Source organism: Ruegeria sp. CDSC079, from assembly GCF_059610505.1.
This window is the reverse complement of the sequence record NZ_JBXWNT010000003.1, coordinates 289992-303264: the sequence shown is the minus strand read 5'-3', so window position 1 is coordinate 303264 and position 13273 is coordinate 289992. Positions and strand designations below refer to the sequence as shown.

The 13273-nt window shown below is 55.2% G+C and carries 13 protein-coding genes; 7 read left to right on the top strand and 6 right to left on the bottom strand.

Going from position 1 to position 13273, the window contains the following annotated elements:
• Window positions 1-122 precede the first annotated feature (122 nt).
• From AC2FIC_RS07295 to AC2FIC_RS07270, 6 genes are all read right to left on the bottom strand, one after another.
• Window positions 123-932: an NAD-dependent epimerase/dehydratase family protein gene (locus AC2FIC_RS07295; protein ID WP_496691434.1), complete on the bottom strand. Its 810-nt coding sequence runs from the start codon at window positions 930-932 to the stop codon at window positions 123-125.
• Window positions 920-1822 (bottom strand): hypothetical protein, encoded by a 903-nt coding sequence (locus AC2FIC_RS07290; protein ID WP_496691435.1) that lies wholly within the window; start codon window positions 1820-1822, stop codon window positions 920-922. Before AC2FIC_RS07290 ends, AC2FIC_RS07295 begins: the two co-directional genes overlap by 13 nt.
• Before the next feature lie 52 nt (window positions 1823-1874).
• Window positions 1875-2870 carry a substrate-binding domain-containing protein gene (locus AC2FIC_RS07285; protein ID WP_496691436.1) on the bottom strand — a complete coding sequence of 332 codons (996 nt, stop codon included), beginning with the start codon at window positions 2868-2870 and terminating at the stop codon, window positions 1875-1877.
• A gap of 56 nt (window positions 2871-2926) precedes the next feature.
• Window positions 2927-3889: an ABC transporter permease gene (locus AC2FIC_RS07280; RefSeq protein ID WP_496691437.1), complete on the bottom strand. Its 963-nt coding sequence runs from the start codon at window positions 3887-3889 to the stop codon at window positions 2927-2929.
• Between the two features lie 26 nt (window positions 3890-3915).
• Complete coding sequence (locus AC2FIC_RS07275) at window positions 3916-5481, bottom strand: sugar ABC transporter ATP-binding protein (protein ID WP_496691438.1); 1566 nt, start codon at window positions 5479-5481, stop codon at window positions 3916-3918.
• A gap of 136 nt (window positions 5482-5617) precedes the next feature.
• Entirely contained in the window at window positions 5618-6289 is a 672-nt protein-coding gene (locus AC2FIC_RS07270; protein WP_496691439.1) for a GntR family transcriptional regulator, read from the bottom strand.
• Between the two features lie 107 nt (window positions 6290-6396).
• Between AC2FIC_RS07270 and AC2FIC_RS07265 the strand changes: the two genes are divergently transcribed.
• From AC2FIC_RS07265 to AC2FIC_RS07235, 7 genes are all read left to right on the top strand, one after another.
• A complete protein-coding gene (locus AC2FIC_RS07265) occupies window positions 6397-7266 on the top strand; it encodes an SMP-30/gluconolactonase/LRE family protein (RefSeq protein ID WP_496691440.1) in 870 nt (289 codons plus the stop codon).
• 26 nt (window positions 7267-7292) lie between these two features.
• Complete coding sequence (locus tag AC2FIC_RS07260; RefSeq protein WP_496691441.1) at window positions 7293-8327, top strand: sugar ABC transporter substrate-binding protein; 1035 nt, start codon at window positions 7293-7295, stop codon at window positions 8325-8327.
• 84 nt (window positions 8328-8411) lie between these two features.
• Window positions 8412-9935 (top strand): sugar ABC transporter ATP-binding protein, encoded by a 1524-nt coding sequence (locus AC2FIC_RS07255; RefSeq protein ID WP_496691442.1) that lies wholly within the window; start codon window positions 8412-8414, stop codon window positions 9933-9935.
• On the top strand, window positions 9932-10933 hold the full coding sequence (locus AC2FIC_RS07250; protein WP_496691443.1) for an ABC transporter permease: 1002 nt from the start codon (window positions 9932-9934) through the stop codon (window positions 10931-10933). The genes AC2FIC_RS07255 and AC2FIC_RS07250 overlap by 4 nt, the downstream gene beginning before the upstream one ends.
• Before the next feature lies 1 nt (window position 10934).
• The gene (locus AC2FIC_RS07245) at window positions 10935-11723 is read left to right on the top strand and encodes an SDR family NAD(P)-dependent oxidoreductase (protein WP_496691444.1); all 789 of its coding nucleotides are present in this window, start codon (window positions 10935-10937) and stop codon (window positions 11721-11723) included.
• Window positions 11724-11745: 22 nt separating this feature from the next.
• Window positions 11746-12240 carry a lactoylglutathione lyase family protein gene (locus AC2FIC_RS07240; protein ID WP_058276296.1) on the top strand — a complete coding sequence of 165 codons (495 nt, stop codon included), beginning with the start codon at window positions 11746-11748 and terminating at the stop codon, window positions 12238-12240.
• Window positions 12233-13264 (top strand): C-terminal binding protein, encoded by a 1032-nt coding sequence (locus tag AC2FIC_RS07235; protein ID WP_496691445.1) that lies wholly within the window; start codon window positions 12233-12235, stop codon window positions 13262-13264. The genes AC2FIC_RS07240 and AC2FIC_RS07235 overlap by 8 nt, the downstream gene beginning before the upstream one ends.
• Window positions 13265-13273: the final 9 nt, after the last annotated feature.

The window sequence follows — 13273 nt, the reverse complement described above, 5'->3', positions numbered from 1 at the left end:
ATTGCGAAATCTGCCGCTCATGACGTGGGGCGTCGACAACCGCAATGCGAACAACGCTTACCTCAAGGCTAGGTTTCGGAAACTGAATGCCCAAAGCAACAACAATGTCTGGGCCTTGTACTCTACCAATCCGGAAATCGTGTGGTGAAATAATTGGGGATACGGACTGAAAACAGGCGCTTCAGCGCAGACCTAAAGGCAATGCCTGTGGTAACTTTTGCCGGGCTCCCATCTTTCGGAGAATAGCCGATCACTTTCTGCGTTTCGGTGATATCCCAACGCATGCCCGGGTTATTCGACATCAAGTTCAGTGCTGCAAAGGAAACGTCTTTTGCATCAATTGCGGCGCGCATGCCGCTTAGGAAATCCCGATCGCTCAACCACATTTCCTGGCCCCATCGGCCCATCGCCATATGCGTGCCGGGTTGGTTGTTGTGGGTCCATTGCGTCCAGCCAATACGCAGGCAAATGACAGACAGTCCGTGATGCTCGGCGAAGTAAGCCCCTGTCTGTTCACAGAACAGTTTTGACATTCCGTAGGCGTTCACCGGGCCAGGTGGTGTCTTACTGTTGAGCGCTACATGCGTGAATCTTTTGTCGCCATGGATCCAATTGGAACTGGCAAGAACCACGCGACTGACACCCATGGCGACCGCATGGTGATAGAGTGTAAGGGTTGCATCCATATTGTGCTTGATCGCTGAGGGCCAAGTGGCGGCCGGCTCTCTGTCACCGGCAAGATGCACGACTACGTCCACGTCCTCGAGCAAGCTGATCCAACTGCTATCATAAGATAGATCCGCAGTGTGAATATTGGGATGATCGGCGGGTCGGATGTCGATGCCGGAAACCGTGTAGTCGGGATCACTTTCGAGCGTGTCGAACAGTTTGCGCCCAAGATGTCCACCAGCGCCTGTGATCAGGACATGCATAACAGGAATTCCTTGTTGCTTGTAAGACCCGCTGGCATTTGTGGCTGGTCCTCGTCCGTCAAGACGCGGAACATCTGCCTAAAACTCAGCGTTTCATTTGGGGCGAGGTTGTGCACGGGGGAGTGCCACTCTGCTTCACAGTAGGCGTAATCGCCTGAATTGAAGACCTCGAATGGATAGTGATGCGCAAATCGGTCACCTTGCCGAGGTTCCGGTACTGAGCACATCAACAAAGGTCCATCCGTTCCGCATTTTATCAGCGTCCGGCTGTTGGGGTTCGGAAGTCCGATCTTGAATTCCTGCAGTCTGCTACAATCCACGACAGTGCTTCTGCTGTGCGTTGCAACCATCTGTTCGGCAGAGCCGAAAACAGGATAAAACGCAGGATGATCCATTTCGGCGCCGATCTTGGTTGGGGTGTTAAGCATCATGACCGACCAAATGCCAGTCAAACGCGAGGAAGTTCCATGATTGGCAACGATATGTTCAATGTCCCAGCTGTTTTCAGAAGTCAGTGTGATGCGACGCGAAACAGATAAGTGAGATATGGGACAGACGGCGCTGGTCATGTCGATGCGAGTGCTGGTTCTAGAAGTGATCTGATAGGAGCCGCTGTCCAGCACGGGAAACGGAGCGCCGTTTTCCCAAGACGAGTCCGGGGCGATCCATGTCTTCTCGCCTCCCCAAAGTGGAAAGCCAAATTGTGGAGAGCGTGTAGGCAAATCGGCGAGCCGGGTGTCGTCGATCTCCACTCCGTCAAGATCTGGGTTTTGAAAGAGGAGTGAGCTCCCTTGAAAACTCACGTCCCACAGACGGCCGCCGATGCCTGGCAGGAGTGTCAGTCGCAGATCACACTGCTGTAGCTGAAGAACACTCCATCTGTCCGGCATGTTTGCTCCCTGACGGTGTTCCGGCGCGACATGGCCGCGCCGGGATGAAAATTTAGACGTGCTTAAACTGTGCGACATTCTCGGACGTGATCGGCATCACCCCGGTTTCGACGCGTTCAGGCAGCGGGTTGATCCCGGCGGCCTTCCAATCCGGCAAGACCTTCAACGCATCTGTATTTTGCCAATGCATCATGTGGAAGGCGAGGAATATCTCCAAATAGGACTTCTGAGCCACAGCACCGTGTATGGTGCCGTCTTCGATGTAGGGCAGCATGTCGTCATTACGATCCATCGCGACGATCTTGATGTCCTTGCGACCCGCCTCGTTGACCGCAATCGCAGCGCCTTTGCCGCTGTCGCCGTCTGTGCCGCCAATGCCAACAATATCGGGGTTTGCCTGAATGGCTTGAAGATAGGCTGTCGGAGCATAGGACGGGTCGGCCTTGTCGTTCACAACATCGACGACTTCGATATCCGGGTATTTCTCAGCGAAGATTTGTTTGTAACCCTCGACCCGTTCCAGCGTGGAAGGAGCGGGAAACGTGCCGAGGATGACCTTCCCCTGGCCGCCAATCGCTTGCGCCAGCATCTCGCCGCCGACACGTCCTGCCTGAACGCCGTTGATGCCAAGGAACGTGGATCGGGGGCTGTCGGGGATGTCACCTATACAGCACGTGATTGGAATCCCGGCCTCGACCGCGCGTTCAACGCCGGGTGCCAAAGTAGCCGGATCACCGGGGAATATGAGGATACCTGCGGGGCGTCTGGCGATCAATTCGTCCAGTTGGCGTGCTTGCGCTGCAGTGTCAAAATCTAGGGGGCCCGTGAACGTGGCCTTGATGCCCATCAACTCCTCAAGATCTTCCATCGCGTTGCGATAATCCACCCAGAACGGCACTTGTGTGACGATGGACAGAAAAACGTATTCCTTGCCAGCGGCTTGCGCCATGGCTTCCGTGGACAGCATGGGCAGTCCGAAAGCGGCGGCCAGTCCCGCAGTCGTGCCCGCTGTCAGCAGCTTGCGCCGATTTACTTTCAATTCGGTCATCGTAGTCTCCCTGTTTTGGATCTTTGGTTGTTGTTGAGTTTTGGAGAGCTTCGGGCCTAACCCCGTTTGCTTCGGATCAGCATGTCCAAGGCGACTGCTGTAACGAGTACACCGCCGATGACGATCATCTGCCAGTAGATCGATACGGCCAGCATCGTCATGGTGTTGTTGATTAACGCGACGAAAACGACGCCAAGGAAAGCTCCAAGGATAGTGCCTTCTCCTCCTCGTAATGATGCGCCGCCGATGACGGCAGCCGCCAGAACTTGCAGTTCGATGCCATTGCCGGCCGTGGGCGTACCGCTCATCAAGCGGGAGGCCAGCAAGACACCCGCCAGAGCAGCCAGAATACCAGTCAGTGCGTACAGAATGATGCGCACGCGTGTGACGTGGATGCCCGATAGCATCGCGGCTTTTTCATTGGCACCAATGAAATAGACCTGACGGAAGAAACGCGTATGGCGGACGGCCAGGTCAAACAGGATCACCAGCAGAATGGTGAACAAGACAATCACCGGAAAGCCGCCGATGTCAGCTTTGCCGATCCAGGCGAAGGACGCCGGCAGGCTGGATACTGAAAACCCCTCGGTCAATACGAGGGCAATACCGCGTGCGATCGACATCGTTCCGAGCGTTGCTATCAACGGATTGATCCCGAGGCCGGTCACCAGCACTCCGTTCACCACGCCCACCATGCCACCTAGAATGAGCCCGCATGCTACGGCGAGCGGGATTGCCATACCGGTCAAAAGCAGCATGGCGACGACGGTGGAAGACAGGGCCATCACCGAACCAACCGACAGATCGAAACCACCGGATGCAAGCAGGATTGCCATGCCGATCACAATGATCGCGGTCGGTGCCATGCCCACGGCCACCGCGCGAAAATTCGAGAAACTCAGGAAGTAGGGGTTGATGTTGGACATCACGATGATGATGGCGGCGATCAGGACGATCAGCGTTAACTCACGAATATCAACAAAGGCTTGCAGGACACGGCGCAACAGGGGTGGTTTCATGGGCAAATTGGCTTGAGCTGTCATAGTCAAGTCGCGACTCCTGATTGATTGGTTTGGGTTGCATCCACCGATGGAACAGAGTTTCCGGCGGCCAATTGAAGGAGCGTGGTCTCGGTTGCGTCAACCGCCGCAACATCGCCCATGAGGCGACCGTCGTGGACCACAAGAATGCGCGTAGAGAGAGAGACAAGTTCAGGGAAATCGGATGACACCACGAGGATGGCCATACCTTCGGCGGCTCGACGTAAAAGCTCTGTGTGAATCTGAAATTTAGCCCCGACATCAACACCTTTTGTGGGCTCCTCGATGATCAGAAGAGCTGGAGAACGTTTGAGCCATTTGGCCAGCATGATCTTTTGCTGGTTGCCCCCTGACAGATCGCCAACAAGTTCGGTAATCCCGCTGGTTTTGACACTGAAGGCGTCAATGGCGGCCTGGCTCGCAGCTTTGATTGTGCTGGCACGTATGAAACCGACAGACGTGTGTTCGGAAAGACTGGCTGCAATCAGGTTGTCGCTGAGCGATTGTTCCAGAAATAGACCTTCGGTCTTGCGTTCCTCGGGGACAAACCCGACACCAGCGCGCATCGCTTGCCGCAAGGACGCAAAGCTGACTGGCTTGCCATGCAATCTGATTTCGCCTGTCGCGCCATGCATCAGTCCAGCGATGGACCGGACAATCTCGCTGCGGCGGGCGCCCATTAGACCGGCCATACCAACGATCTCTCCGGCTTTTATGGAAAACGAAATGTCTTCAAACTCGCCGGGGTGCGTCAGGTTCTTTACATTCAAAACTTCGTTGCCGCCGCCTTGATCCGAACGGGTGACATCACCGGGATGTGCGCCGCCGATCATCTCGGCAACGACCTTTTCCTGTGAGGTTTCTGACACGGGCAATGTGCTGATGCGGTGTCCGTCGCGCAGAACAGTGATGCGGTCTGAAATCTGGAAGATCTCGGCCATGTGGTGACTGACATACACGATGCCAATCCCCTTCTTTGTAAGGGACTTTAAGACGTCGAATAGTGCGTCCACTTCATCGGGTGCCAATGCTGAAGTTGGCTCATCCAAAAGCAGGACGCGGGAGTTCAGTGACAACGCCTTGGCAATTTCTACGATCTGGCGGGAGCTAATCGGAAGGCCGTCAACCGGCATGGAAACATCAATATCCAGACCGAACTCCGCCAACAACGCTTCCGCCCGACGACGCAATTCAGGCCAGTTGACGACACCCAACCGGGTGGGTACGCGGCCTGCGAAGATGTTTTCCGCTACGGAGAGGACACCGGCGAGGCTGAGTTCCTGAAAGACACAGCCAATACCGAGTGATTGCGCATGTGATGGGCTTTCAATCAGCTGCTCGTTGCCATCGCACAGGATTCGCCCGGCTGAAGGCTGGTGAAGTCCATAAAGAAGACCGAGGCAGGTGGATTTCCCAGCACCGTTTTCACCACAAAGCGCGTGAACTTCACCGGGTCTCAACTCGAAGTCGACACCGTCCAAAACAATATTCGTTCCGAAGCTTTTGCCAGCCGCTTCCAGTTGAATCAGTGGCTGTGACCTCAGTGCGCCATGTTCCATTGCAGGTGTCATACAAAGCTCCTCCCGCTTTTTGATTGGCATCTGATATCTCAGATGTCAATCAAAAAGAGATAGCGGTGAAGCGGAACAAGAAAGGGGCGGTGCCGATATGGCCCGCCCCCCTTCAAAAACTCAGCTGTTCTATGCGTCAGGGCGCAGCGGCTCCTTCGAGAACAATTGCAGCGCTCTTGTAGGCCTGCCGCGTGCGATCAATATGTGCCGTAAGAAGAGACTTGATCTTGGCCATGTCCCCTTCGCGCACTGCAATCGCAATCTTCGCATGTTCATCAAAAGAGAGTTCGGTGTGCTGCGGCAGCTTCGCCAGGTGGGTTCGTAGTGCTGCAATCTTACCGATGTATCGGGTATAGCTAGCCGTCAAATAATCGTTCCCGGCATGTTCGAAGATCAACTGATGAAACGTGGTATCTAGTGAAAGGTAGCCTTTCTCGTTGCCTCGCCTGCGTTCTCGCTCCATTTCCGTCACGACGCGTTGCATTTCACTGGCCAGTCCTTCCGGGTCACGCGACAATGCCAGTTCGAAGGCGGCTGTTTCGATCGCTTGTCTAAAGTCGCAGATTTGGGTGACTTCCGGTTCGGACAAAGAAAACACGCGTGCGCCTTTTTGCGGTTCGATACTGACCAACCCTTCGTCACGCAGTTGAGCGAGCGCCTCGCGGACCGGTGACTTAGACACGCCCAGTTCTTCGGAGATTTTTCGCTCCGACAAAACCTGACCCATCTTCAGGGAGCCATCGATAATGCTGTTCCGCAAATGCTCCAGTGCGAGTTCACGCAATGATTTGGGTCTCTCAAGGGCCATCTGGGGATATCTCCAAAAAAGGTGTTGCCAGATGCAAGATATCTGATACACCAGATTAGGCAAGCTGGTATATCAGATATCAGAAAGCGATAGTGGAGGTCAAAAAATTGCGCGCAGAGTTGGTGGTCGACTGCAAGAACCAGCACGGGGAAGGGATTTTCTGGAACCCAACCGATGGGCTTGTCTGGTGGACCGACATCGAAGGCAGCGCGCTTTTCTCATTTGATCCGGTAACTTCGAAATGCACGTCTCATCAGGTGCCAGAGCGCATATGTTGCTTTGCTCCGCGGATCTCTGGAGGGCTGATCGTTGCTTATGCAGATCGTGTCGTTTTGCTCGATCAGGCCATGAAAGAAGAATCCCTCGTCACCCGATTCGAGTCGAATAACCCGGAGACGCGGTTGAATGACGGGCGGACTGATCGTCAGGGGCGGTTGATTGTCGGGGGGATGAACGAAGTCTCGGGTAATGCCGATTCGTCGGTTATTTGCGTCGACACGGATCTGAACGTGCGCACAATTATCGAAGGGGTGTCTTGCGCCAATTCGACCTGCTTCACGGCGGATGGAACTACAATGTTCTTTGCCGATACCCCGGATCGGGAAATCGTGGCGTTCGACTACGACACTGATAGTGGATCTGTTTCGAACCGTCGGATGCATGTTTCTTTCGAGGATGAACCCGGCCTGCCCGATGGGTCCTGCGTGGATGCAGAAGGCGGTGTCTGGAATGCCGAATGGGAAGGTCATCGCGTTGTGCGCGTTGCACCCAACGGCACGATCAATCGCGTAATCGAGGTGCCGGTCTGGAAGCCCACCTGTTGCGCATTCGGCGGTCCAGACCTCGACACGCTTTTCATTACGACATCGCGGTTAATGAGTGACGAAGCCGCTTTAACAAAAGAACCGGATTCCGGCGGTCTCTTCGCCGTGAAACCCGGCATTCGCGGCGTGATCGACACGCCGTTCAACGGATAACCAACGAATTTCTGGAGGAGAAAACAATGTTGAAAACGCTTATGAGCACTACGCTTGCCGCGGGATTCGTCACGCTGGCAACAGTCGTAATGGCCGAGAACTATCCGACACCGGTGCCGTTGCAGGACGGGGCACAGGCTGCGATTGATGCGATTGAACCCAAGAATGACACGTTCCGGATCGCGTATATGCCACCGGCGACCGAGTTCAACTACTACATCGCCATTGGTGAGGGCATCAAAGCGGTCGCTGCGGAGGCCGGGGTCGAAGTCTTCATGCTCGCGCCTCAGTCTGGCGCGGATATCAACGGTCAGATGGGTATGATCCAGGATGTACTGACGCAGGATGTGGATGCGATTATCTTTGGAACGCATGATGAATTTGCTGCGGCGCCGCTACTTAAGCAGGCCGTTGACAAGGGCATGGCTGTTTTGATGATTAACTCGGACATCCCGAACTTTCCGACTCCGATCCACGGTGTGGTCGGGTATTCTCAGCGCAATGGGACTCAAGCCATCGCTGATTGGGCCGTCGAGACCTATGGCGATCAACCATTGAAGGTCGGCATCATCGAAGGGCAGCCAGGGTATCACTCAACCGAGCGGGTCGGTGGCTTTCTCGACGGAATTGAGGGCAACGACAACTTTGAAGTCGTTGTATCCATCGATGGCAAATGGAACGTCGAAGGCGGCAACACAGCTGGCATGGATATCCTGCAGTCGAACCCCGATCTCGACATGATCTTTGCTGCGAATGACTACATGATCATTGGAGCATCCTTTGCTGCGAAAGCACTCGGCCGTAATGACATCGTTCTATTGGGCAATGATGGCGACACGTCCGGCCTTGAAGAGATCGCGGCGGGCAACATCACGGCAACCGTCAACACTTCACCATTCCTGATGGGTAAAGCGGCAATGCACGCCACTATTGATGCGCTTAACGGGTCTTATCCCGGTGGCTGGATCGAAACGCCCACATCGATTGAGGACAAGGATGGCGCGATCAGTGTGCTGCAAGAGCCTGAAAAGCTCTTCCCACAACCGTCCAAAGAATACTGAGCCATCTCCCCGCATCCCGGTGGCGCGCGTGCGTGCTGCCGGGTTGCAAACCAGCCGAATTTCATTTTTGTCGAGGCAATCGCAATGACACCCGCAACGCCCCTTTGGGAGTTTGTCGATATTACCAAGGCCTATCCCGGCGTCTTGGCGAACGACAAGGTCTGCATCCGGCTTATGCCCGGTTCCATTCATGGGCTGCTGGGCGAAAACGGCTGTGGCAAGTCCACGATGATCAAAACCTTGTCCGGCGTACAGCAACCAGATAGCGGCCAAATCCTGTACAATGGAAAGTCTGTCACAATCAGCGACCCGCAGGCGGCGCGCGATTTGGGCATCGCGACAGTTTTTCAGGAATTCTCGATCGTGCCGACCTTATCGGTTGGCGAAAACATCTTCCTTGGCAATATGCCTCGGTCTCGCTTTGGTGTGATCGATTGGGCCAGGGTCTACGATGAAGCCGCCCGCGTGTTGGCGGAAATGGATGTCGATGTTTCACCCGAAACTATCACCGGTACGCTGTCGGTAGGCGAGCAACAGTTGGTCGAGATCGCGAAAGCCATCGCGATGGATGCCCGCATGATCATCCTTGATGAGCCAACTGCGGCATTGGGCGAAGATGAGATTGAGCGCCTGCACCAGCTTTTGCGAAATATGCGCGAACGCGGCACCGCCATCCTCTATGTTTCTCATAGGCTGGATGAGGTTGAGCGGATCGTCGATGAAGTGACGATCTTACGCAACGGATGCGTTGTGCGCGCAAGTGGTGAGACCAAGATCACTGTCTCTGAGATTGTCAGCGCCATGGTTGGTGAAGACATTGGTGAGCATTATCCCAAAGAGCAGAACGCCACCGATGATATTGTGCTGGAGGCGTCCGGTCTGGCCACAAAATCAGGTGTGAAAGATGTTTCGTTTTCACTGTGCCGAGGCGAGGTTTTAGGCTTGGGTGGCGTCTTGGGCAGTGGCCGCACAGAAATTGCGCGCGCGCTGTTCGGGACCGACGAATTGATTGCCGGGCAAGTAACGCTGAACGGCAAACCGGTTCACTTCCGCCGGGAAATCGATGCGATCCGTGCTGGATTGGCCCTCGTTCCGGAAAACCGCAAGTTTGACGGGTTGTTCTTCAACTTTCGCGCAAGCGGGAACGTCACTGCAGCGTCTTTAGGCGAGCTAAGCCGGTTCGGAGTCTTGAACCTTAGGGTGGAAGAGCAAGCTACCCATGATCTGATCCGCGATCTGGAAATCTCGACCCAGGCCGAGGAAAAAACGGTCAATTTCCTGTCTGGTGGCAATCAACAGAAGATCGTGATCGCGCGCTGGCTGTTCTCTGCCTCGGACATCCTGATCCTTGATGAGCCGACACAGGGGATCGATATTGGCGCCAAGATCGCCGTCTACAAGCTGATCAACAGGCTCACCCGTGCGGGAAAATCGATCATCCTGATCAGTTCGGACCATGACGAGTTGCTGGCGATGAGTGACCGGATTGCCGTTGTACAACATGGCACAATCGCGCGCACGGTCGATGCATCTGAGCTTACTCATGACGATCTAGTGCGCGCTTCCGCCGACATTCCCCATTCCAAGCCTGAGGAGGCTTTCGCATGAAGCGGATCTTTGACACTCAATTGATTGGGCCATTTGCAGCCATGGTGATCGTCGCCCTGATTGTCGCCCTTACGACAGAGCGCTTTCTGAACCCAGGCAACCTGTCGAACCTGTCCTTGCAGGTGAGCATTGTGGCGTTGATCGCAATTGGATCTACCATCGTGATTTTCGCGGCGGGCATTGATCTGAGTTCAGGGTCGATGGTGGCCTTGCTAACCATGATCCTTGCGCAGTTGTTGAAATTCATCGGTATTCCGCTGGTTTTGGCGCTGCCACTCATTCTCTTTTTTGGCGGGTTGCTCGGTCTTTTTATCGGATTGATAACCGCCTACGGGCGCATCCCGTCGTTCATCACCACACTGGCGGCATTGATTGCCTTTCGAGGCCTTGCGCTGACCTTCAACAACGGCTCGCCGATCTTTTCGCTGGATCCAGCGCTAGAGCCGATCTTTTACGGTAAGCTGTTCGGCGTTCCGTTGCCGGTCTTCTACCTCGTGTTCTTCTATGCCCTTGCCGCGTTCACGATGAACTTCACAAAACTCGGCCGCGAGATCTATGCCGTGGGTGGCAACCCAGCCGCTGCCGTTCTGACGGGCATCAACGTCCGTAAGGTTCAGACCACGACATTTGTCATCGCGGGTTTCATGACGGCTGTCGGGGCCATCCTGATGTCAGCACGCCTCAACTCGGGTTCGCCCAACTATGGCCAGACGCTGGAACTGCAGGCCATTGCTGCTGCTGTAGTTGGGGGCGCCAGTCTTGCAGGCGGGCGTGGCAACATCCTCGCCACGCTGATGGGAGCGATGACAATCGTTATCGTCCAGAATGGTCTGAACCTGAACGCCGCACCATCTTCTGTTCAGAACATCGTGCTGGGCCTGATCATCTTGATGGCCGTTGGAATAGATATGTGGCGCGCGGAAATCTCTACGTTGATGGGGCGCATGTTCGGCCGCTCGTCATCGCAGCAATCATCAAACGTTAAGAAGGAGGCTTGAGATGGATCTAGGTCTCAAGGATAAGCTGGTCCTGGTGACCGGTTCAGGTTCCGGTATCGGCAAAGCCACTGCCCGGCTTTACCTGGAAGAAGGCGCCCGGGTCATCGTGCATGGCCTAACCGAGGCGGAAGTGTCCGCCTGCGTCGATGACCTGTCATCTCTGGGCGAGGTTGAAGGCATTGCGGCCGACCTAACAAAAACCGCTGATGCGGATACTCTGGCGGATTTCGCGCAAGCGCGCGGTACAGTTGATGTGCTGGTCAACAATGTCGGCATCTTTTCGGTCAAACCGTTTGAGGATCTGACCGATGACGACTGGATGCATTACTTCAACATCAACGTCCTGTCCGCCGTTCGGATGAGCCGGATTTTCCTGCCCGAGATGCTACGCCGGGGGGAAGGGTCCATCATCAATATGGCCAGTGAAGCAGCGGTCAAACCACTGCCTCAGATGGTGCACTATTCTGTCACCAAAACTGCCATGTTAGGTCTGACACGTGGCATGGCAGAGCTCACAAAAGGGACGAAAGTCCGGGTTAACTCGATCCTACCAGGTCCAACCTGGACAGAAGGTGTCGAGGCCTATTTTGACGGCCTCGCCGATCAAAAGGGTGAGCCGCTCGACACGATCGTGGACAATTACTTCAAATCAGATGAACCCACATCGCTCATACAGCGCTTTGTCCAACCAGACGAGGTCGCCCGCATGATCGTCACGATCTCGGCCAGCTCAGCCTCCAACGGTTCCGCGCACCGGATCGAAGGCGGCATCGTTCGTAACATTCTTTAACTGCTAACAAAAGGAGCCTCCCATGGCTGCTCTTACTTTCTCACATATCGGCATCACGGTTCCGGACCTGGAAAAAGCCGTGGAGTTTTATTCCCAAGCATTCGGTCTCTATGTGCTGATGGAACCAACCGAAATCCTGCATGACGAAAGCGCCATTGGTCAGATGTGCGACGATGTGTTTGGGGAAGGTTGGGGAAGCTTCCGCATCGCGCATTTGTCGATGGGAGATGGCGTCGGCATCGAGTTATTCGAATTCCCGAGAACCGTCGAAGAGGAACGTCCGTTTGAATACTGGCGGCGCGGTTTGTTCCATTTCTGCGTGCAGGACGAGGATCTGGAAGGTCGCATCAAGGTCATCGAAGATTTGGGTGGCCGCCAGCGCATGCAACAGGTGCGTAAATATTACCCCGGCGAAAAGCCCTATCGCATGGTCTATATGGAGGACCCGTTTGGCAACATCTTCGAGCTTTACAGTCACTCGTATGAATTGACCTATTCGGCGGGTGCCTATGACTGATCGCGCCAACTTTCCCCCCAGAACGGACAGGCCCAAGGTCGTGATAACCGACTACGATTTTGGCGACGTCGCCGTTGAAACGGAAATCCTGGAAGCCGCGGGTGCCGAAGTGATCGCGCTTCAGGCCAAGCGTCAGGAAGACCTGTTCGATGTCGCGCCGCATTGCGCTGCGATGATGAATCAATACGCTCGGATCGGGAAAGAAACAATCACGCGGATGCAAAAGTGCGAGGTCATCGCGCGATATGGTGTTGGCGTGGATATCGTTGATGTCGGCACGGCGACGGACAAAGGCATTCTGGTCACCAACGTGCAAAACTACTGTACCGAGGAAGTCGCCGATCACGCGATTGCCCTTTGGCTCACCTTGGCTCGCAAGCTGCCGGACTATGATCGGGCCACGCATGCGGGGGTTTGGAAATGGCAAAGTGGGCAGCCTGTTTACCGTCTGCGCGGACGCACGATGGGTGTTGTTTCGCTGGGTAAAATCGGGCAAGCCATCGTCGCGCGGGCGCAATCCTTCGGGGTTACCGTCATTGCATTTGATCCGTTTTTACCCCGAGAAGTAGCCGCGAAGCTTGGGGTCGAGTTGGTGAGCAAACCCGAGTTGCTGGCACGATCTGACTATGTCCTGATGCAGGCACCGATGACGCCGGATACGCATCACTTTCTGTCTGACGCCGAATTCTCCGCCATGAAACCGGGCGCGATCCTTGTGAACACCGGGCGCGGGCCCACAGTTGACAACAAGGCGCTGTTCCGGGCGCTGACAGAGGGTCGTCTGGCCGCAGCGGGGCTCGACGACCCCGAAGAAGAACCCGCCAAGCGTGCAAATTGGACGCCCGATGACAACCCGCTGTTCACATTGCCCAACGTCCTCGTGACGCCGCATTCAGCCTATTATTCCGAGGAATCCATACACGCAGCGCGGGTCACCGCGGCCACGCAAGTGGCCAAGGTTCTGACAGGGCAAAAACCCGACTACACCGTCAATGCTGACGCATTGGCTGTATCTACCGCATAATAGGAGAAG

Excerpts from the sequence above, each read along its gene's own strand:
- AC2FIC_RS07240 (WP_058276296.1), top strand. The coding sequence starts at position 11,746 with ATGGCTGCTCTTACTTTCTCACATATCGGCATCACGGTTCCGGACCTG.
- AC2FIC_RS07285 (WP_496691436.1), bottom strand. The coding sequence starts at position 2,870 with ATGACCGAATTGAAAGTAAATCGGCGCAAGCTGCTGACAGCGGGCACG.
- AC2FIC_RS07275 (WP_496691438.1), bottom strand. The coding sequence starts at position 5,481 with ATGACACCTGCAATGGAACATGGCGCACTGAGGTCACAGCCACTGATT.
- AC2FIC_RS07260 (WP_496691441.1), top strand. The coding sequence starts at position 7,293 with ATGTTGAAAACGCTTATGAGCACTACGCTTGCCGCGGGATTCGTCACG.
- AC2FIC_RS07295 (WP_496691434.1), bottom strand. The coding sequence starts at position 932 with ATGCATGTCCTGATCACAGGCGCTGGTGGACATCTTGGGCGCAAACTG.
- AC2FIC_RS07255 (WP_496691442.1), top strand. The coding sequence starts at position 8,412 with ATGACACCCGCAACGCCCCTTTGGGAGTTTGTCGATATTACCAAGGCC.
- AC2FIC_RS07280 (WP_496691437.1), bottom strand. The coding sequence starts at position 3,889 with ATGAAACCACCCCTGTTGCGCCGTGTCCTGCAAGCCTTTGTTGATATT.
- AC2FIC_RS07290 (WP_496691435.1), bottom strand. The coding sequence starts at position 1,822 with ATGCCGGACAGATGGAGTGTTCTTCAGCTACAGCAGTGTGATCTGCGA.
- AC2FIC_RS07250 (WP_496691443.1), top strand. The coding sequence starts at position 9,932 with ATGAAGCGGATCTTTGACACTCAATTGATTGGGCCATTTGCAGCCATG.
- AC2FIC_RS07235 (WP_496691445.1), top strand. The coding sequence starts at position 12,233 with ATGACTGATCGCGCCAACTTTCCCCCCAGAACGGACAGGCCCAAGGTC.
- AC2FIC_RS07270 (WP_496691439.1), bottom strand. The coding sequence starts at position 6,289 with ATGGCCCTTGAGAGACCCAAATCATTGCGTGAACTCGCACTGGAGCAT.
- AC2FIC_RS07245 (WP_496691444.1), top strand. The coding sequence starts at position 10,935 with ATGGATCTAGGTCTCAAGGATAAGCTGGTCCTGGTGACCGGTTCAGGT.